The following is a 20,272-nucleotide window of genomic DNA, read 5'->3' as shown; positions in this document are numbered from 1 at the left end:
GGGAGGATCCGCCTACCTCTCCGGCCTCCTCCTCCCCCTCCTCTCCTCTTTAAGTTCGCCCGTCCTCTTCCTTCTCCCCTTCTTCGGGCCTTCTTATCCGTCTTAACCCCGAAAGGCGCCTGCCTCTCCCCCTCCTCGCCCCTCCCCTCCCCTCCTCGTTCTAAAATCCTCCCCGTCCGGTCCGATCCCCCTCGGTCGGCAGCCGATCTTCGGGAGGTTTGCCGGGCATCTCCCCTCCTATCACTCCATCTCCTCCCTTCGCCCCCCCCGGCTCCCCCTTCCCCGTCTTATCCGCCTTTATGACCGTCCAGCTCATCTTCCGTCTTCTCTCGGGGCGAGGTCCCCCGGCCTCTCTTTCAGAAACCGGCACCCCCTCCCTCTCAGCCACTTTCGGACCCGCGGCCTTCCTGGGGCTCTCCATCCTGGATCCGGCTTCTTCGAGGCGACCTTCCCCGATACGATCATCTCCGAGCCGGTCCCCTTTCATCCCCCCGGCGTATGGATCCGTCCGGCCGATCACCGCCTCTTCGAGGGCGGCAAAGTCGATCTCCTCCTCTCTGCCGGCATCCTTTCGGCCTTCCCCCGATCCCTCTTGATCCCGCCGACCGATCACCGCCTCTTCGAGGGCCGCAAAGTCGATCTCCCCGAAATCGGCCCCCTTCGCCACCCCTTCCTCTCCGCCTCCGGGTGGCTTCGCCTCTCTCTTCTGGGACCGGGCCCTGATCCGACCGATGAGCCACTTGGAGAGGCCCGAGCCGAGGATTAGGGTTCCGACGATGAACTTCCAGTCCGCAGCCAGGAAGTTTCTCGCCTTCTCCTTCAGGGGGACCTTTCTCGCCGTCACCGTGATGGGGCTGGAGAAGACCTGGGCGTCCACCGGCATCGGCTCCTGGCCGGGGAGGACAACCTCGGCGAAGGCGGAAAGGGTCAGCTCGTGGACACCGCTCCTCCTGGGGATGACGTCCCAGAGCCAGGTCCTGTGGCCATCCCGGGTTACGAGCTGCCGCTCGTCGGTCATGGGGGTGATCTCAAAGGCCGTCCCCGAGAGCCGCACCTTCATGAAGGTGCTGACGGGGATCCCCTCCACCAGGGGGACCTCCCCCTCTTCGAACCCCGCCGTCAGGTTCTCGACGGTCTCGGAGATCGATATCCTCGCCTCGACCCGGTAGGTCTCGCCCACCAGCATCTCCCGGACGGGGTCGAAGGCGATCATCCCCCTCGTCAGGCTCCTCTTCGCCTCCTCCACCAGGGCGGCGTAGTCGGGGAGGGACGGCTCGGCCACCTCCACTCTCGGCGGGAAGAAGACGTGCCCTCCGCCTCCAGAAGACGATCCCGATGAGGGAGACGATGGCGCTACAGGGATGTCGGCCTCTTCGGCGGCGCCGATGGGCGAGATATCCGGGCCGTTCCCCCTCAGGTGATTGTCGTTGCTTCCGGCGTCGAACTTTATTCTATAAGCTCCGTTCTCCGCCAGCCGGTTGCCGATGACGTCGTTCTTGTTGGATGGGTCGAGGAGGATCCCGCTCTCCCCGTTGAGGCTTGCGTCATTATCAAAGATCCGGTTGCGGTCGGAATCGATGAGCATGATCCCGTCGGCCCGATTTTTGAGAAACTCGTTTCGGGATATCTTGTTATATTCGGAGTTAGATACCAGAACTCCCAGGCCATTTTCTTTGACGGAGTTGGCGACGATCTCGTTTCGTGAGGAGGTCACAAGCTTTATCCCGACCAGGTTTTTCGAGATGGTGCAGTTCCTTATCGCCGATTCTGCGGTGTGGAAGAGATATATCCCGTTGCTGTTGTTTTCGATCTTCAGCCCCTCGAGGGTTATGTTGAAGCAGTCGATGCAGTAAACGGTCCCTGCGTCCGAGGTCGAGTTCACGATCCGATCCGAGGCCCCCACCATGTAGATGATCCTCTCTCCTCCGACGATGTTGGATAAATCTACGTCGTTATCCAGATCCTTTACTTGGGAACCCTCAGCGGAGAAGTCGCGGACGTTCTCAGCGAACTGGTTTTCCTTTAAAAGGTTCCCGCCAGAGAAGTTCAGAGATATCCCGCATTCGTTCTCTTGGGCTGAGTTGGCAGCCACCACGTTTAGGGGGGATCGCTCCAGGATTATCCCTGTCTTATCGTTGGCGGAGGCTACATTCTCCGAGATGATGTTGTTGCTGGAGGCAGAGAGACGGATCCCGTCTCCGAAGTTGTCCTTCGCCGTGTTCTTCGTTATGGTGTTGGCCGACGACCTAAGGATGAGAAGGCCACTGCCGTTGTTTTCTGATATATGGTTCCCGATGATGACGTTTCCGTCAGAGTTATCGAGGAAAATTCCGTCTATGTTCTTGATGATGCTGTTATTGTCTGCCCTAGATCTGGTAGTATTCTCAAAACAGATCCCATAAACGTTACCTTGGAGGATGAGACCTTCCGCCATAACATCTTCGCAGTCTAGGCAGTATACGACTCCGGCATCGGATGAGGCGCTTATAACGGCACTTGAAACGTTCACCAGATAAAAGATCGGCTTTCCGTCGACCCGATTTGACAAATCGATATCGTTATCACCCCTTGCATAGAAGTTATAGCGATTTCCTGCCATGAGGTTATCTCTCAATATGTTATGCCGGCAGAACGCGAGATAGATGCCGTAGGTGTTCATTTCTCCGGCGCGGTTTCCTTCGAGAAGGTTATCGAAGGAGTCGTTAAGAAATATGCCGTAAGTATTGTTTCGGAGGTAGTTTGCTTCGACGCTATTTTTGGTGGATCTCTCGAGGCTTATGCCGTAGAGGTTATCGCTGAGGATGTTATTTTTTATCGTCGAATCCCTCGTCTCGAAGAACTTGATACCTTCGCGGTTCCCCCGCAGGTCCAGATCTTTCACAGTGACGTTGGTGCAGTTGATGCAGACGACAGAACTCGCTCCGGAGGACGAATCCACGATGGTGTTGCTGGAGTCCACCAGGTAACGGATCGGCCTGCCGTTTATCAGGTTTGTTACGTCGACTTGATTGTCGAAATGAGAACGGTTCAATCCATCAACGAGGAAGTTGTATCCGTTATCGATGATCAGGTTGTTTCCGAGGACGTTCTTTCCGGATCGGTTTAGGCTCAAACCCCCCTCATTCTCCCTGAGATCGTTGGAAGTGAGCTTGTTATGATCCGAGCCTTCGAGAAAGAGACCGAAGTCGTTTTGGACGGCATCGTTTGAAAGGATCAAGTTTTGGGAAGAGCCATCGAGATAGATACCCTTGCCGTTATCGTATACAAGGTTCCTCGATATGGTGTTGTTGACGGACTCGAAGAGGTCGATGCCGCGGCCGTTTTGGCAGGCCTCATTTTCGCTGACCAAATTTCTCTCTGAGCGGTGGAGGCGGATACCACTTGCTCCACTCCGATCGACTTCGTTGCCGATGATCTCGTTCTCGCCGCAATGATTCAGGAGGATGCCGAACTCGTTGTCGAAGATGCGGTTCATCTCCACCCGAGAGCCGGTGGTGTTCAGCAAGTATATGCCATAAGTGTTGTTGGCGAGGATGAGATCTTTAACGGTTATGTTGGTGCAGTCGATACAGTAGACGACTCCTGCACCGTCGGAGGAGTCTATCACCAGATCTTCAGCCCGCATCAGGTAGATGATGGGCTTACCATCGACACTATTCGATCGATCGACGTCGATTTCGCCCTCAGCATGGAAGTTGTACAGGTTATTCTCCATCAGGTTGTCTCTCAGGACGCACATACCAGAGGAATTTATGTAGATCCCCCACTGGCCCTGGCTGGCGTTGTTGCCAGATAGGCTGCATCCTGCAGAGTTCTGAATCCGTATCCCCTCAAATTCGTTGGTCTTTGCCCTGTTTCCTTCGAGGAGGTTGCGAGGCGAATCTCTGATGAATATACCTATGAGGTCGTCGTTGGCATCGTTGTACAATATGATGTTCTCGATAGAGTTCTCTGTGAGATATATGCCGAACCATGCGTTGCTGGCGTTATTCTTTTTTATGTTGTTACTGATCGAATTATCGACGAGGTATATGCAGATGTACTCGCTATTGCTGACGTCGTTGCCAAGGATGCTGTTTTTTCCCGAAGAGTTTAGATGTATCCCGACTCCGTTTTTGGTTGCGACGTTCTCCTGGACGATGTTGTAATCGCTAGATTTGTAAAGATCGATCCCGACGAAGTTTAAGCTGGCGTTGTTCGAATCGACTCTGTTCTCATAAGAAGATTCGAGGACTATGCCGTAAGAGTTGCTTACGACGATGTTGCCGTCGACGGCGTTTTCGCTGGAAGAGTTCAGAAATATCCCGTTTTCGTTCTCGATGACGCTGTTGGCTGTAAGCCTGTTCGAGGAAGAATTCTCAACATAAATCCCGTTCCAGCTGAGACTTATACGATTGTCTTCCACCGCCGAATTGATGGTGTTGGAGAGGTAAACCCCAAAGAAGCCGTTGGTGAGGTTCAGACCTTTTATTGTGACATTATCGCAGTTGATGCAGTAAACGGCCCCAGCACCTGACGAATCGTCTATCACCTCGTCAGAGACCCCTACCCTGTAGTATATAGGCCTGCCGTCCACCAGGTTGGTGGTGTCGATGTAATTCTCACCATCGGCACGGAAGTTGTAGCGGTTCTCCACCATGAGGTTACTATCCATAATGCTTCTGACGGAACCGGATAGGTAGATCCCGTAGCCATTTCCTATGGCTTTGTTATCCTTGAGGTAGATGTCGTTTGACCCCTGAACCGAGATACCATATCGGTTCTCTTTGGCGTAGTTATCTTGGAGGGTGAGGCTATGGGAAGAATTCTGGATGCGAAAGCCGTTTTCTGCGTTATAGGAGGCGTCGTTGCCCTCGAGGGAGTTGGAAGGGGAGCCATCTATCAGGATCCCATCAAGTTCGTTGTAGCCCGCGTCGTTTTCAATGATGCTGTTGTTGACAGAACTTTCAATGGATATTCCGTGCATCTCGTTATGATGGACTACGTTATTGTCTATGATGTTGCCGCTGCTCGAATCCATAAGTCGGATTCCAATCCATCTATTGCCGCTGACGATGTTTTCGGATATTACGCTCTCGTTAGAACTCCAGAGAAAGATCCCGCTTTTGTTATTATAGCTGACATTGTTATTTATGATGGAATTATTTTTGCTGGAGATTGATACAAAAATTCCGGTTCCATTGTTTAAACGGACTTCATTGTTCATAACCACGTTGTTGTCCGAGATTATCTTAATCCCCGCCTCCAAATTGTGGCCGGAGTTGGTCGCCACGAAGCCCTGAAGGATTATGCCGTCGGCATATAGGATTATCGAATCTCCGGCACCGCCAGCATCCACCACCGGCATCCCACCTCCGGTATCCACTCCCAGCAATATGAGCTGCTTTGTTATGTTCAGGTTCTCCCTGTAGACGCCGCTCTTGACTTCCAAGACGTCCCCGGGGCTGGCATCTTCGATGGCTTCCTGGAGGCTTTGCCCAGCATCAACGGTTGTCGTGGCTCCTTGAGCTGATCCCAGAAGGATACCCAAGACAAATCCAACAGATAAACATATATAAATATAACCAATATTCGAGGGCATTGTCATTTTTCATTACTTGTGCTGAACCTATAAAAGGTTTTTCGGATATGTCACCTTCAGCCGCTTTCGGACGCGTCTTCTGTCGTGACTGAGCCCATCAGAATTGAGTCTATAGCGGAGCGGAGATCCCCATGAACCTCTCGATGATCTCCTCCGGGGATAGAGGGATCACGGCAACCTCGGCGTTTCCCGCCTCGACCTTGACGACCAGGACGCCCCTCCCGGTGAGGCCAGCCCGGAGCTCTTCGGGGCTGGCGGCGAGGCGGACCTCGGTGACCCCGGCCCCCTCGGCGATCCGGGCCAGGTCTGCCTTTCGGGCGGTGCAGGTCGGCTGGGACCCCGTCGACCCGTAGCAGCCGTTGTCGAGGATGACGAGGAGGTAGTTCTCAGGCTCCTGGTCGGCGATGGTGACGAGGCTCCCCAGGTTCATCAGGACGGAGCCGTCGCCGTCGATGGCGACTACCCTCCGGTCCGGGAGGGCTAGGGCGAGGCCGAGGCCGATGGAGGAGGCGAGGCCCATCGACCCCAGCATGTAGAAGTTGGAGGGGCGGTCGCCGACGGCGTATAGCTCCCTGGACGGATAACCTATATTTCCCACCAGAAGGGCGCCCTGGGATTCGGCCTCCCGGGCGATGATGGAGATCGCTTCGATCCTTCTCAGATTGATCGGCTCCCGATGGCTTAAAAGGACTTCTGAATGCTGGCCTTCATCGAAGGCGATCGTTTCAGATGATGCCTCGCTCTCTCATCGCGGCTTTCAGCTCCGCTAGGTCGGTCTCTATCCGTTCAAACCTCTGGTTGATGTAACCCTTCATGTCGAACCTGTGCCCCTGAATCTCGCCGAGGGTCGAATCCTGCTTCTCCAGCATCGTGTCCATCTTCTCCCCCAGATCGCCGAAGCCCTCTTTCACGGTGACCAGGATCTCCTTCAGGATCCCGACCCCCTCATCGAGGCGATCTCCCAGCTCTTCGGGGTCGATCACCTTTCGAAATCCGGGAAAAGAACCCGTCGCCTCGGAGTAAGCCGTCTCCACATCGTCGACCCGGATGAGAGAGTTCCCCATCTTCAACGCCGATGCAAACCTCCCGAGGTCGGACCTCTCACCTTCGGCGACCACCTCGACCCGGCCGTCGGGGAGGTTCTGGACGAAGCCGACGAGGCCCGAGGACCGAGCACCATCTGGACCCTGCCGGAGACCCGCGCCGTCAATCTGATCATCAGTAGAAATATTCCCTCCTGAAATATATAGTCCTTCGTCGGAGGCATCCGTCGTCTCCGGGGTTCAGGGGATCGGCTTCCAGAACCCGATCTCCAGCAGCACCGCCGACGGGGTCCTCCTCGCAAGAGCGATCTCCCAGGCGAGGGCAACTTTCTCCTCGGCCTCGGTGAGGGTGGGGATGAACCTCGGGATAGCCATGGCGTCGAGGAGCTTCGGCGTCAGCCGTCCCATGGGGACCTGACCGGATATCGTCTCCCCCACTCCGCCCCTGTGGCTGACGATCAGGAGGAGCGGGATCCCGTAAAGGCCGTTGAGGGAGGCGAGGGCGTTGATGCTGTTTCCAAGCCCCGAGTTCTGCATCAGGAGGGCTGGCGTTTTACCGCCCATGTATGCACCGGCAGCGATCCCGACCCCCTCCTCCTCCCGGGTGACGGGGACGTGCCTGATCTCGGGGTCGGTGTCCACGAGGGCGAGGAGCCCCTGGAGATGGACGCAAGGGACGCTGGCGACGAAGTCGATCCCGGCCCCCTTCATCCCCCGGTAGACCGCCTCCGAGGGTTGGAGGTATCTCATCGGAGGATATACGGGGCTTCGATGGGATTTAAAGGTTGATCCGTCCGGGGGGGATCAGGTCCTCGCGGCGGCCGGCTCCCCCCGGGGAAAAAAGGGCGGCCTTCAGGCCTCGAGGGGCCCTCAGACCTTTAGGCCAAACTTCTGCTGGAACTGATCCTTGATGGCGGCGAGGTCCGCCTGGGTCTTCTCCACGCTCGTCCCGGAGGCGTTCTGGACGGGCTCCACCGGCGCCGTCGCACCGACGGCATCGCTTGGAGCCACCTCCGGCTCCGTAGTCGCCACCGTCTCGCTCGGTGCGGCGGTCTCGTTGGTGGCCACTTCAGGGGCGGGGGTCTCGGCTGCCGCCTCAGGGACGGCCGATCCGGCCCCTAAAGCGGATTCGCAGTACCCGGGAGAGAGGAGGGTAGCGTTCTCATTTACGGTGATCTCCAGGGAACCGAGGAGGTACTCCACCACCGTCTCGGTGACGTTCTCGTCGATGAATACGATCGATACGGTCTGATTCGACGGCTGATGGGCGACGAGGACGTAGTTTCCGATCTGTCCCCAGATGGCGGACCGGTCGGTGATGTTCAGGGGCGCGGGGCTGTATATGGTCTCATTGAGGGTGGGGTCGAAGACCTCGATCAGATCTTTCAGCCCCTCGGCATCCAGCTGGACCTCGGGGGGCTGGCAGGGGTATAGGAGGTATAAAAATACCCTGCTCTCGTTGAGGAGGAGGGAGGCCACCAGGTAACGCCCCTCGGTGTAGTTCTTGTCGTTCAAAGATTCAGCCTCCACCGCCACATCCGTTGGGACGATGAATCCCAGCTCCGCGAAATCGTTCAAAGGCGCGACGAAGGGGGTCAGGCTTATCGCCTGGGCTCCCGCCGGAGTCCAGGCAAGAGACGACAACAGAAGGCATCCAATTAAGATCTTCAGCCCGCTGCGGGCCGACATGCTGGGGATAACGGAGAGCTCCATCCAATTCACCTCATAACCATCTTCATCTCAGCCGTACTGGCTTCGACCTCGATCCAGGCTCCGCCGACTCCGCCTCCCTCCTCCCCCCAAAGGTCAGGAGGACGGTCTCTTCGGAGGTTCCGCAGGACCACTCCGGCTTGAGGGAAGGAAGGAGCGCCATCGGTGGCATCCAAAGGCACCCGGAATTTCTGTATATATTTTTGTCTCTGCAGATCATGGTATTATATCTGACGGCCCTGGGACGGGATCGCCCCAGGGCCGGCGTCCTCCCCCGCCGGCGCTCCCGGCGATGGACCCAGGCCACCTCACCAGACCTTCAGATCGATCCCCTCGATCCTGACCATCCTCCCCTCGGAGTGGACGATCACCCCCGAGTGGACCTTCTGCATCATGCAGTGGTCGGGGAGGAACCTGACCGTCTCTCCGACCCCGGGGACCCGGCCCCGGAGGACGACCCCCTCAAAGGCGGCGACGAGAGAGACCCCGACGTCCAGGGGGGCGAAGTCTCGGTCTCCGAGGAGGTGGCGGGGCCCCACCACGTGGACGGTGACGAGGCCGTGATCGATCTTAACGACCTTTCCGAAATGGGTGACGGGGCAGCCGAGGGGGCGGTAGCGGAGGACGTCGCCGACCTCGAACTCCAGATCCCGGTCGAAGGGGTGGACGTCCTCGCGACAGGAGGGCTCGCCGGGGAGCGGCGCCAGGGAGAAGTCCGCGGCGAGGCCGTCGATCACCCCCCGGATCTCGGCCTCTCCCTCTTCGCCTCCTCGCCCCTCGGCCAGCAGCCTTCGGAGCCGGGGAAGGGTCTCCTCTATTTCGGCCCTCTTTTCCCGGTGCTTCTCCAGGCCGAGGTGAGGGCAGAGTTCGATCTCGATCTCCCGTCCCCGATCGGTGCCCTTCAGCAGGGCTCTTGCGAACTCCCGGCAGCTCTTGAACCCGCACTCTCCGCAGTTGTAGCCGGGCAGAAGCCGTTCGATCTCCTTCATCTCGCTTGCTCCATCCGCTTGACTCGTCGATGATCGTCAGCCGGGAATTTCAGCCCTCTACTCACCAGACCTCTACTCCCCTGAGTACTCCATGAACCCGTCCAGGTGGCGGAGGACACCCCGGTGATGCTCCTTCGATACCCGGAGCTCCCCGGTGCAGAGGGTACAGATGGCCAGGGGCGGGTTGTGCCGCAGTAGCATCTTCTCGCCGACCTCGGGGCCTTCCCTGATCAGCTCCGCCAGCTCCGCCGCCCCCTTGCCGGAGAGGCCGTTCGCCTCGACGATCCTGCAAGCGGGGTTCGCCTCCAGGACCCTCTCCCGGAAGACCTCCCTCTCGGCCTGGGATACCATGTCCCCCTTCGTCGCCACTACGACGTCCGCCGTCGTCAGGAGAGGCCCCACCTTCAGGGGGGCGTTGGGGCCAGAGGTGACGTCGAGGACGCAGACCGCCAGGGCGGAGTCGGGGTAGGGGGCGCACCGGAGGCAGAGGCCCGCCGTCTCGTTGAGGAGGACGTCGGCCCCCTCTTCCTTCGCCCAGTCCAGCATCTCGTCGACGTTGTAGATCGAGTAGTGGTCGGGGCACATGTCCTTGGCGAGGCCGACGGCGACGGGGACGCCGAGGCGGCGAAACCTCGCGTCGTCCTCGGTCCAGAGGCAGTCGATCTTGACTACCGCCGGCCTCACCCCCATCTGCTGGAGGGACCTCGCGGCGTGGATGAGGACGGAGGTCTTCCCCGAGCCGGGGGTTCCGGCCACCACCACCATCTTCAAAGGGCGGCCCCCACCACCTCGCCCCGCCGGATCGATTCCCGCAGGTCCATCAGCCAGTCGTCGACCTTCGCCAGGTCCTCGCAGACCTTCTGCTCTCCGGCCGTCGTCTCGATCACCCTCACCATCCCGCCGTTCTTCATCACGACCCGCCGGGAGGTCATGAGGGCGAGCATCGGGTCGTGGGTGACGACGACGACGATCTTCCCCTCCCCGGAGAGGAGCTCCAGCGCCTCCCTCTTCTTGATCCCGGCGTTCTCGATCTCGTCGATGAGGACGATCGGCGAATCGCTGATGACGGCGATGTCGGCGGCCATCAGCGCCCTCGACTGCCCCCCGCTCAAGATCGTCAGATGCTGGTCCGGATGGACCGGCTCCCCGGTGAGGGTGTTGGCGAGCTCTATCACCCGACCTGCCACCTGCGGGGGCCTCCCCCGGCTCTTGGCGTGCATCCTCAGAAAATCCCCCACGGTCATGTCGGCGAGGAAGTGCATGTTCTGGGAGAGCTGGGCTATCAGCTTCCTTCGGGGGTCGGACCTCATCTCGGCCTTCGGCTCGCACCCATCGATGAGGATCCTCCTCCCCGAGGGGGTGTCTCCTTTGGCGAACTGCTCGATGTCGGCGATGAGGGAGCTCTTTCCCGAGCCCGTCGGCCCGACGATCCCGATGATCTCGCCCCGGCGCATCTCGAGCCTCTCCACTCGGTCGGGCCTTCTCTCCTTGTCGAGGCCGCCGAGGATGGTGAGGCTGCAGGCCCGGTCGAAGGTCATCGAGGTGCCCTCCTTCCCAGGATCTCCTCGATCTCGGCGACGAGGCTTTTATCGGATGCGGATGAGAGGGCCGAGGGATCGGCCTCGATATCGGATTTGAGCGTGAAGATCTCCAGCTCCTCCCGGACCCGGGAGACTCCACCCCCGGTGATGTTGAGGAGGATGAGGTCATCCTTTTTCACTGAACCGGAGGCTGCGGCCCGCTGGAGGGCGGCGACGGCGACGGCCGCCGCCGGCAGGATGTCGATCCCCTCCCCCTCCTCGAAGAGCTGCCGGGCGAGGGAAGCCTCCCCGTTGGAGATGGCGCAGACGGTGCCAGCCGTCCCCTCCAGGGCGTCTCTGACCCCCCCGGGGACGGCGTAGGGGGGCTTTCGGTTGTAGAGGACGTCGTCGTACATCCCGCCGGGGCAGGAGCCCTGGGGCGCTGCCGAGCCGGTCCAGGCGGCGTAGAGGGGGGCGCAGGGGGAGTTCTGGGCGAGGTGGAGCCGAGGGAGGGAGGAGCCGAAGCGGCCGTCCCCGATCAGCCGCAAGGAGGCCTCCCAGGCGGCGATCCCCCCAGTCCCGCTCCCGACCGCCTGGAAGTAGTGGTCCGGAAGGGCGCCCATGGCGAGGGCGGCGTCGAGGACGACGACCCCCATCCCGTCCCTCCGGGCGACGTTCCTAGCCCCCCCCTCGCCGACGAACCCGGCCTCTCCGGCCAGCCTTGCGGCGAGGTCGATCGCCTCGGTGTAGTCCCCCTTCACCGATACGACGCATATCGACTCCGAAGGAGGGACCGTCGTCCAGAGGCGGCTCTCCCCCGAGGTGGGGACGACGAGGACGAGGGGGAGGCCGGCGGCCGAGGCGGCCTGGGCGAAGGCCCGGGCGGTGTTCCCCGCCGAGGCGACGACGAGGGCCTGACCTTCTTTTCGCTCCATCAGCCTCTCCACCGTCGGCGGAGCTTCCAGGTCCTTGAAGCTGCAGGTGGCCATCCTCGCTTCGCGCTCGGGCCAGTAGCCGCTGAAGCTGATGTAGAGGCGCGAGAGGCCCAGCTCCCGGGCGAGGACCTGGCTCCTGAAGGTGACGGGCTTCTCTCCCGACCCCCGGAGGGGCCCCTTTACGGGGAGCCAGTCGATGAACTTCCAGAGCCCCGGCAGGTCCTCCCGGAGGGTGAGCCTCTTTGCGACGTACTCGGTTCGGAGGAGGGAGTCGTCATTTGCGCAGTCGAGGGCGCTAGGGGGCTGCGGTCTTCCGCAGCGGGGGCACCTGAGCAGATATTCGCCCATGAGATCATCTCGGGAGAGCCGGGGATATAGCTTTTTCTGTTTTGTCCAATATTTTGACCTTAATGTGAAATTATAATAAATCTATCTGTACTATGAGGATGTAAAAGCCGGGCTACAGGGAGAAGAGGCCCCAGAGCCGGCCCGGGTGGGTGGGTTATTTATCTTACCAGATGGCTGATTATACCTTCGATGGAGGGGTAGCAGGTGAAGGAGTTGATCCCAGTTATTATCGCTGTGGCGTCTATGCCGCTCTGGGCCGCAGCATTGGCCTCCCCGGAGGGGCCCCATCTTCTTCGAGGGGATGCGGAGCTTCCCCCGGACCTCATGGCGTCGGCGCCCGGCCTTTCAGAAGCTGGAGGCGGGGCCGGAGAGGAGGAAGGTGGGGGCGGCCGGATCCTCAACGGCCCAGAGGTGGGGGCCGAGGTCCTCGTCTCCAGCTCGGACGCCTCCGGGACGGTCGTCGAGTTCCTCCTCCGGGGGGTGAGGGCAGAGGAGAGGGCTGCCGGGAGCGAGGCCTTCTCGGTCCTCTCGATCCCGGAGAGGGGAACGACGACCGAAGTGGGACGGCCCGAGCTTCCCGTCGTAAGGGCGATGGTGGCGGTCCCGGCGGGGGCGGCGGTCCGCGCCACCGTCCTCGAGGCCTCCTCCTCGACATACCCGGGGTTCAGGGTCCGTCCCTTCCAGCCGCCGGAGGTGGACGGCCTCTCAGGATATCGAGGGCTCCTGATCGACGAGGAGTTCTACTCCCGGGACGGGTTCTACCCCGAGGAGCTGGTGGAGGTGGGGCCCCCCGGGATCTGGCGGGACCTGGTGGTGGTGGAGCTCCAGGCAAACCCCGTGGCCTTCAACCCGGCGACGGGAGAGCTGAGGGTCTACGACAGGATTCTCGTCCGGCTCGACTACGAGGGGGGGGTCCTGGCAAAAGAGACGGCGGAGCCGAAGTTTGCGAGGATCTACCGGGAGGTGATATCCAACTACCACCTTCTGGACCTCGAGGCGAGGGGCCCCGAGCCCGCTGGGGGGGAGGCGGACCTCCCCCCGGGGGTGGGGATCGACGGGGCGGAGAGTCCCGAGATGGTGAAGTACCTCTCGATCAGGCATGAGGGCCAGAGCAGCTATGAGAGCATACGCCCCCTCCTGGAGCGGCGGGAGGCGGCGGGGGTTCCCGTCCTCTCCTGCTACTTTCCGTCCTCCAGCACGCCGTCGGCGGAGGCGGTGAAGGAGGTGGTGGCGAGCGTCTACGCCGCCCATCCCGAGCTGGAGTACCTCCTCCTGGTCGGCGATATCGGAAGGCTCCCCTGGAGGCCGAACTGGGACCCCTCCTCCTCCTTCAGCTCCTACTTTCCGGGGATGACGATCCCCAGCGACTACTGGTATGCTTGCGTCGCGGGGGTCGACCTCTACCCCGAGGTGGCCGTCGGCAGGATAACGGCGAAGAACGACGCCGAGGTCGGCCAGCAGGTGGCGAAGATCCTCGCCTATGAGACCGGCGCCAGGACAGGAGACTGGGCCTCGAAGGTCCTCCTCATCGCCCACGCCCAGGAGGCGCCGGGGAAGTATCAGGGGTGCAAGGAGTCGATCAGGACTGCCCCTTACGCGAGCCCCTTCTCCTTTGCGACCGCCTACGGATCGCCGCCCTCCCAAGGCGGGGACGGAGCCACCAACGCCGACGTTCTCGCCGCCGCCTCCGGGGTCGGGATCGTCAACTACCGGGGGCACGGGAGCTACACCAGCTGGGGGCCGGGGTGGAACTATGCCGGGGAGGAGTTCGGGACCAGCGAGGCCCACGCCATGGCTGGGGTCGCCTTTCCTGCGGTCCTCAGCATCGCCTGCTACAACGCCGCCCTCGACCAGGCGGGGGATTGCCTCGCCGAGGCCTTCGTCAAGGACGACGGGTCTGCCGCCGCCTTTCTGGGGGCATCGAGGCCCTCCTGGACGGAGCCGAACCACGACTTCGACCGATACCTCTTCAACGCCATGGGGAACGGGGGTATATCCGACCTCGGCTGGGTGGTCAACGACGCCAAGGTCAAGGTGATGGCGAAGTACGGCGCCACCTCCTATGCGGCGGACAACGTCAAGATGTTCCTCCTCCTGGGGGACCCCGCCCTCGGGGTCGGGCCCCCGTCGCCGAACGCCCCCCCGGAGACGCCCGGAAGGCCTGCGGGCCCCGCCAGCGGCCGGACGGGGACGGCCTACAGCTACTCGACCTCCTCGTCGGACCCCGACGGCGACCGGGTGAAGTACACCTACGACTGGGGGGACGGCACCTTCTCGGAGACGGAGTTCTTCGATTCGGGGGCGACCGTCAGCCTCGCTCACCGCTGGGAGGCGGCGGGGACCCGCGCCGTCAGGGTGAAGGCCGAGGATCTCGAGGCAGCCTCGGGGTGGTCGGAACCCCTGGAGGTGACCGTCTCTCCGGGGACGAGGAGGGGATCGGGGGTCTGGAGATCCCCGGATTTTTGAAGCCCCATCCCAAATATATCCGATTTAATATCGAGAAGGGGACTTGGTGCAGGGGGGGCTCCGGGGGGAGCGCATAATTTATAATCAGTAAATGTAAGATCACCTATCAGATCTCAAAGTAGGGAGTAGTGGTGAGATGAGAGAGATAGCTGTATTGGCTGTTGCCATCTTCATCTCGTTTCTGGCCTTTTCTCCAGCCGCCGCGGCGGCCGAGGAGCCGGAACTCGAAGAGATGAAAGGTGCGGTACTGGCGGCCGGCGGGGACTGGGCCGCCATCGAGGAGATGCTGGCGACCCTCTCGCCGGAGGATAGAGCCCTGGTCATCGCGACGTATCCGGAGCGGATCGCCGAGCTGGTGAGGGTGAGGCAGGCGATCGAGGAGGCAGGCGCGAGCTGGGAGGCGGGGCTGAACCCGGTATCGATCCTGCCGCCGGAGCTGCGGCCCGGTCTGGGCGCGGCCGACTTCCCGGTGGAGGTTCTGACGATCCTCCCCGGAGGCGGGCCATCGACGGACGCCGTCCCTGGAGAATGGGACTGGAGGAACGTCAGCGGGGACAGCTGGATGACCCCGATAAAGGATCAGGGGAACTGCGGGTCGGGGTGGGCCTTTGCCGCCCTGGGGGCGGTGGAGGCGCGGATGAAGCTTGCGGCCAACAACCCCAACCTCCGCCCCGACCTCTCGGAGCAGTACCTCCTCTCCTGCGGACCGGGGAACTGCAGCAGCGGGTCGAGCAACCTAACCGCCGACTGGCTCCTCTGCCAGGGGACCGTCGACGACGCCTGCTTCCGGTACCGGGGGCTTGACACCGTCCCCTGCACCGAGAGCTGCTTTGACCGGGACGCCCGGAAGTACAAGATCGAGGGGTGGTGTTGGGTCTCCGGGGAGCCGGATGTGATCGACGTCCCCAGGATCCAGCAGGAGGTCCTCTTCGGCGGCCCCGTCTCGTCTAAGATGGCGGTCTACGAGGACTTCTACCTCTACGACGACGATATCTACGAGCACGCTGCGGGAGCCCTGGTCGGGAGCCAGTGGGTGGACATCCTCGGCTGGGGGACGAATAACAGCACCGACTACTGGATCTGCAAGAACTCCTGGGGCGCCGCCTGGGGCGACTCCGGCTGGTTCAGGATAAAGATGGGCGACTCGCTCATCGGCTACGAGGCGGTCGCCTACCAGCCGAGGATCGACGGGAAGGTCCTCTTCTACGAGGGGCACGGACCCGTATACGCCCTCCTGGGAAACTACTCGGAGTGGGGCAACAGGCTCGCCGGGAACGGCTACCTCGTCCACAGCAGCGACGAGGCGAACCTGACGGCGGAGCTCCTCGAGTGCTACGACGTCGTGGTGATAGCTAACCCCGGGGCCGCCTTCACCGCCGATGAGCTGGCGGCGATCAAGGAGTTCGTCGGCCGCGGCCGCGTGATAGCCGCCGGGGACGGCGACCTCTTCGAGAACGCGGTCATATACCAGCAGGATAACGTCAAGGCGGCGGTCCAGTACGTCGACTGGCTCGCCAGCGGCAACGGAGGCGGCCTCCTCCTCCTGGGCGGCGACGGCGTCGACTGGCTCCCGCCGATCGCGCCGATGGGCCCGGCCGATGGCCCCGCGCCCCTGGCCGAGAACGACGTCATCAACCAGGTCGGAGACCTCTTCGGCCTCCACTTCAATGCGGACACGGTATCTGACCCCCTCCGCTACGACGGGGCGGTGACCAACGCCATCCTGGGGCCGAAGGAGGACATCCTGGTGATAGAGGCCTCCAGCCTCAGAATCTCCAAGGACGCCTTCGCCCTGGCGAGGACGACCCCATCGGGGTACGTCACCGCGGCCGGCGGCGCTGATCCAGAGGTTCGGCCCCAGGAGGCCGATGTCGAGGCCGCCCTCAACCCCGAAGAGACGCCCCTCTCGGTGATGGCCGACGAGGTCCTGCCGCCCGATGTAGTCCCCATGCCCGCCGACGGCGAGGTCCCGCCCGGAGGGGAGCTGGCCGATCCGGCCGTCACCCCTGACGAGGATGAAGAGCTGGATGCCTCCAGCGAGCCTGTCCCCATGGCGGGGCTCTCCTTCACCGGGCCGATCGTGATTGCGGCGATCGACTTCGGGAGGAAGGGGGAGGACACGATAGGAGTATTCAGACCCTCTAATCAGTGGTGGTATCTGGACTACGACAACGATGCTGTTCCTGACTTTATCATTCCGTACGGCTTGAATGGTGACCAAGCAATTGCTGGGGACTGGGATGGAGACGGTAAGGACACAATAGGTGTGTTCAGGCCTTCTAATCAGGGTTGGTATCTGGATTACAACAACGATGCGATTCCTGACTTTTTCATTCCGTACGGCTTGAACGGTGACCAAGCAGTTGCAGGCGATTGGAACGGTGATGGTAAGGACACAATAGGCGTTTTCAGGCCCTCTAATCAGGGTTGGTATCTGGATTACAACAACGATGCTGTTCCCGATCAAATGATCGTATATGGACTGAACGGTGATTTGGCAGTTGCCGGCGATTGGAACGGTGATGGTAAGGACACAATAGGTGTGTTCAGGCCTTCCAATCGGGGATGGTATCTGGACTACAACAACGATGCTGTTCCTGACCAGATAATCGTCTACGGACTGACTGGAGACGTGCCAGTTGTAGGCGACTGGAATGGAGATGGCAAGGACACGATAGGTGTTTTTAGGCCCTCCAACCGGGGATGGTATCTGGACTACAACAACGATGCGATTCCGGACCTGATCATATTCTATGGGCTAACAGGTGATCAAGCTATTGTGGGCGATTGGTACAAGAGATAGTCAAAAAAATTGAGTTCGATTAGAGTTCGGATTCAATATTTTTTCAAATTTTTTTGGTACTCATAACCAATTTTCAAGTATATGTATATATGCAGTTATAATAATCTATATCTTGAATATATGTTTAGGATTTTTACAGATAGTTTTTTGTAGCAAAATTTATAACCTGATAAGACAGCAAATATAGAATATCTGTAGAGGAGTAGTTATGAGGATGAATCGAAATGGAATGACGGCATTGATCATGCTTCTGCTATCGGCGTTTCTCTTGCCGGCCGGATCGGCTGCCGATGGTTCGGAGATGTCGGGAATGCGAGAGGCAGTGGAGGCGGCCGGGGGTGACTGGGCTGCCATCGAGGAGTTTCTCTTGAGCCTCTCCCCAGAGGAGAGGGAGAAGGTGATCGAGAGCTATCCCGAGCGAATTGCAGAGGTGGAGGATATTCAAAGATCGATTGAAGAGAGTGGTGCCAATTGGACCGCCGGTTTGAACCCCATATTTTTGCTGCCGCCTGAAGATAGACGGAGGCTCTTGGGAGGCCTTTCTGAGACCGACGGAAATGAGACCGCACAAAATGAGACCACACCAAGATCGGAGGTAGACCTAGAATCGCCGGGAGGGACCTTCCCGAATTCCTTCGATTGGAGAAATGCAGGAGGCTTTGACTGGACGACCCCGATCAGAAACCAGAACCCATGCGGGTCTTGCTGGGCCTTTGCCGTCTGCGGCGCTTTGGAGTCCCGAATGAAGATCGCTGCGGGCAACCCCAACCTCCAGCCCGACCTCTCAGAACAAGAGATCCTCTCCTGCTCTCCGGGCGATTGCAGCGGCTGGTATTTGAGCAGCACCTCCGACTGGATGTTATGTGAGGGGACGGTCGACGAGAGTTGCTACCCCTATCTGGCCAGCGACACCGCGCCGTGCCGCGGCAGCTGCCCAGATCGAGAGTCAAGGAGGTACTACATCACGGACTGGTGCTGGGTCGGTGACGGCCCTGGAGGCACTATCAATGACGCCCCCCTCGACGCGTTGAAAGAGGAGATAACGTGCTGCGGTCCGGTCGCAACTTACATGGAAGTATACAGCGACTTCTGGGGATATAGCGGTGGAATATACAAAAAGACCACAGGCGCCACCTTCGAAGGTGGACATTTTGTAGTCATAGTTGGCTGGGGCTATGATGCCACAAATGGCTGGTATTTGATATGCAAGAACTCCTGGGGAACTGGTTGGGGAGAGAGCGGCTGGTTCAGGATAAAATGGAATGAAGTGCGCATTGAAGACGAGACGATCGCTCACCAGCCCAGTAGGGCGGCGAGTGTCCTCTTCTACGAGGGACACGTTCCGATGTATGACTTCCAGCTCTCCAGTGGCTATGACGAGTGGGGAAACATCCTCGCAGGCAATGGGTACTTCGTCCAGAGCACCACGGAAACCCCGGTAACCTCGAATATGCTGAACTGCTACGATGTGGTTATAATCTCTAACCCCACGAACTCCTTCAGCACCTCCGAGCTTGCCGCTATAAAAGAGTTCGTCGGTCGCGGGCGTGTTATTGGTTCTGGGGACGGTAGCTGGCCCTCAGATGATGCGATTTATCTGCAAGATAATGAGAGGATGGCGATCGGGTACATCGACTGGCTCGCCTCAGGAGAAGGGGGCGGACTTTTCGTCTTAGGAGAACGTCAGCTTTCGAACACTGTAGCAAACCAGGTGGCGAACCTTTTCGGCCTGAAGTTCAACTACGATATAATCTACGATCCGAAGCGCTACGATACCGAAACCTACTGGCCAATTCTGGGGCCGAACGACGACGTCGAAGTCCTTGCCTCCTGCAGCCTCGATATCTCTAAGGATGCATCTATTTTGGCCAGGGCAACCTCGTCAGGTTACGCATCCGTATCTATGCCGTCCTGGGACTGGTCTGGCAGCGACAACGACGCCTATATCGGAGGAGAAAGCAACGTGACCCCTGAGGAGCTGAACCCAGGAACCATGGATGATCATTCGGACGACCCAATGCCACCTGAGGACCTCGAACTTGGAGCTGCGGCTGGAGAAGGGTCTCCAGGTGGCGCAGGCCTATCCTTCACCGGGCCCATCGGCATCGCTGCCGTTGACTTTGGGAGGAAGGGGGAGGACACCATTGGGGTCTTCAGACCCTCTAATCAGGGATGGTATCTGGATTACAACAACGATGCTGTTCCTGACGCGATTATCAGCTACGGTCTCAATGGGGATAAGCCACTTGCAGGCGATTGGAATGGAGATGGTAAGGACACAATTGGTGTTTTCAGGCCGTCCAATCGTGGATGGTATCTGGACTACAACAACGATGCTATTCCTGACAAGGTAATCACCTACGGACTTACTGGTGATCAGGCAGTTGCGGGCGATTGGAATGGAGATGGTAAGGACACAATTGGTGTATTCAGGCCGTCCAATCAGTGGTGGTATCTGGACTATAACAATGACGCGATTCCAGACGCCACAATTACCTACGGCCTTAATGGTGATCAGGCAGTTGCGGGCGATTGGAATGGAGATGGTAAGGACACTATTGGTGTTTTCAGGCCGTCCAATCAGCAGTGGTATCTGGATCACAACAACGATGCCATTCCTGACCAGATAATCACCTATGGAATCTCCGGCGATTTGCCTGTGGTGGGCGATTGGAACGGAAATGGTAAAGACACTATCGGGGTGTTCAGGCCTTCTAATCAGGGGTGGTATTTGGACTATAACAACGATGCTGTTCCTGATAAGATAATTATCTATGGGCTTGGTGGTGATTTGCCGGTTTCGGGCGATTGGTACAAAAAATATTCTTAATGGTGCGAAATCTTATGAGCTACCCTATGCTCATAAGATTTTACATA

General features: G+C 59.7%; 13 protein-coding genes. 3 read left to right on the top strand and 10 right to left on the bottom strand.

Translation table 11 applies throughout. The features are described 5' to 3' along the window. Window positions 1-160: 160 nt before the first annotated feature. From MHAR_RS05775 to MHAR_RS05735, 10 genes are all read right to left on the bottom strand, one after another. Window positions 161-5,206: a NosD domain-containing protein gene (locus MHAR_RS05775; protein WP_394296393.1), complete on the bottom strand. Its 5,046-nt coding sequence runs from the start codon at window positions 5,204-5,206 to the stop codon at window positions 161-163. Window positions 5,207-5,690: 484 nt separating this feature from the next. Beyond that, window positions 5,691-6,242, bottom strand: a complete 552-nt coding sequence (gene comE / locus MHAR_RS05770; protein WP_048144419.1) for a sulfopyruvate decarboxylase subunit beta — start codon at window positions 6,240-6,242, stop codon at window positions 5,691-5,693. Between the two features lie 64 nt (window positions 6,243-6,306). After that, on the bottom strand, window positions 6,307-6,699 hold the full coding sequence (locus MHAR_RS05765) for an acylphosphatase (RefSeq protein WP_394296392.1): 393 nt from the start codon (window positions 6,697-6,699) through the stop codon (window positions 6,307-6,309). Window positions 6,700-6,864: 165 nt separating this feature from the next. Next, the gene (gene comD, locus MHAR_RS05760) at window positions 6,865-7,374 is read right to left on the bottom strand and encodes a sulfopyruvate decarboxylase subunit alpha (RefSeq protein ID WP_014586672.1); all 510 of its coding nucleotides are present in this window, start codon (window positions 7,372-7,374) and stop codon (window positions 6,865-6,867) included. A 120-nt stretch (window positions 7,375-7,494) separates the two neighbouring features. Continuing rightward, entirely contained in the window at window positions 7,495-8,337 is an 843-nt protein-coding gene (locus tag MHAR_RS05755; protein ID WP_014586671.1) for a hypothetical protein, read from the bottom strand. 22 nt (window positions 8,338-8,359) lie between these two features. Then, complete coding sequence (locus tag MHAR_RS13670; protein ID WP_187287858.1) at window positions 8,360-8,506, bottom strand: hypothetical protein; 147 nt, start codon at window positions 8,504-8,506, stop codon at window positions 8,360-8,362. Window positions 8,507-8,642: 136 nt separating this feature from the next. Then, window positions 8,643-9,323, bottom strand: coding sequence for a (Fe-S)-binding protein (locus MHAR_RS05750; protein ID WP_014586670.1), 681 nt, complete (start codon window positions 9,321-9,323; stop codon window positions 8,643-8,645). 72 nt (window positions 9,324-9,395) lie between these two features. Then, window positions 9,396-10,094, bottom strand: a complete 699-nt coding sequence (locus tag MHAR_RS05745) for a GTP-binding protein (protein WP_014586669.1) — start codon at window positions 10,092-10,094, stop codon at window positions 9,396-9,398. Continuing rightward, complete coding sequence (locus MHAR_RS05740) at window positions 10,091-10,861, bottom strand: ATP-binding cassette domain-containing protein (RefSeq protein WP_014586668.1); 771 nt, start codon at window positions 10,859-10,861, stop codon at window positions 10,091-10,093. The genes MHAR_RS05745 and MHAR_RS05740 overlap by 4 nt, the downstream gene beginning before the upstream one ends. Then, the gene (locus MHAR_RS05735; RefSeq protein ID WP_014586667.1) at window positions 10,858-12,126 is read right to left on the bottom strand and encodes a cysteate synthase; all 1,269 of its coding nucleotides are present in this window, start codon (window positions 12,124-12,126) and stop codon (window positions 10,858-10,860) included. The genes MHAR_RS05740 and MHAR_RS05735 overlap by 4 nt, the downstream gene beginning before the upstream one ends. 204 nt (window positions 12,127-12,330) lie before the next feature. Here MHAR_RS05735 and MHAR_RS05730 point away from each other — a divergent pair, with 204 nt between their 5' ends. The 3 genes from MHAR_RS05730 (at window position 12,331) to MHAR_RS05720 (ending at window position 20,225) form a co-directional block, all read left to right on the top strand. Further along, window positions 12,331-14,592, top strand: a complete 2,262-nt coding sequence (locus MHAR_RS05730) for a C25 family cysteine peptidase (protein ID WP_143763303.1) — start codon at window positions 12,331-12,333, stop codon at window positions 14,590-14,592. Between the two features lie 136 nt (window positions 14,593-14,728). Then, window positions 14,729-17,395 (top strand): C1 family peptidase, encoded by a 2,667-nt coding sequence (locus tag MHAR_RS05725; RefSeq protein WP_081472282.1) that lies wholly within the window; start codon window positions 14,729-14,731, stop codon window positions 17,393-17,395. A 310-nt stretch (window positions 17,396-17,705) separates the two neighbouring features. Further along, the gene (locus tag MHAR_RS05720; protein WP_228369616.1) at window positions 17,706-20,225 is read left to right on the top strand and encodes a C1 family peptidase; all 2,520 of its coding nucleotides are present in this window, start codon (window positions 17,706-17,708) and stop codon (window positions 20,223-20,225) included. Window positions 20,226-20,272 lie beyond the last annotated feature (47 nt).

The organism is Methanothrix harundinacea 6Ac (assembly GCF_000235565.1).
GTDB lineage: Archaea > Halobacteriota > Methanosarcinia > Methanotrichales > Methanotrichaceae > Methanocrinis > Methanocrinis harundinaceus.
The sequence above is the reverse complement of the archived record's forward strand: the minus strand, read 5'-3'. Positions and strand labels throughout refer to the sequence as shown.

Bases quoted from the DNA above. Each gene is read 5' to 3' on its own strand.
- MHAR_RS05725 (WP_081472282.1), top strand. From the start codon at position 14,729: ATGAGAGAGATAGCTGTATTGGCTGTTGCCATCTTCATCTCGTTTCTG.
- MHAR_RS13670 (WP_187287858.1), bottom strand. From the start codon at position 8,506: ATGCCACCGATGGCGCTCCTTCCTTCCCTCAAGCCGGAGTGGTCCTGC.
- MHAR_RS05775 (WP_394296393.1), bottom strand. From the start codon at position 5,206: ATGAACAATGAAGTCCGTTTAAACAATGGAACCGGAATTTTTGTATCA.
- MHAR_RS05735 (WP_014586667.1), bottom strand. From the start codon at position 12,126: ATGGGCGAATATCTGCTCAGGTGCCCCCGCTGCGGAAGACCGCAGCCC.
- MHAR_RS05755 (WP_014586671.1), bottom strand. From the start codon at position 8,337: ATGGAGCTCTCCGTTATCCCCAGCATGTCGGCCCGCAGCGGGCTGAAG.
- MHAR_RS05720 (WP_228369616.1), top strand. From the start codon at position 17,706: ATGCGAGAGGCAGTGGAGGCGGCCGGGGGTGACTGGGCTGCCATCGAG.
- MHAR_RS05750 (WP_014586670.1), bottom strand. From the start codon at position 9,323: ATGAAGGAGATCGAACGGCTTCTGCCCGGCTACAACTGCGGAGAGTGC.
- comD (WP_014586672.1), bottom strand. From the start codon at position 7,374: ATGAGATACCTCCAACCCTCGGAGGCGGTCTACCGGGGGATGAAGGGG.
- MHAR_RS05740 (WP_014586668.1), bottom strand. From the start codon at position 10,861: ATGACCTTCGACCGGGCCTGCAGCCTCACCATCCTCGGCGGCCTCGAC.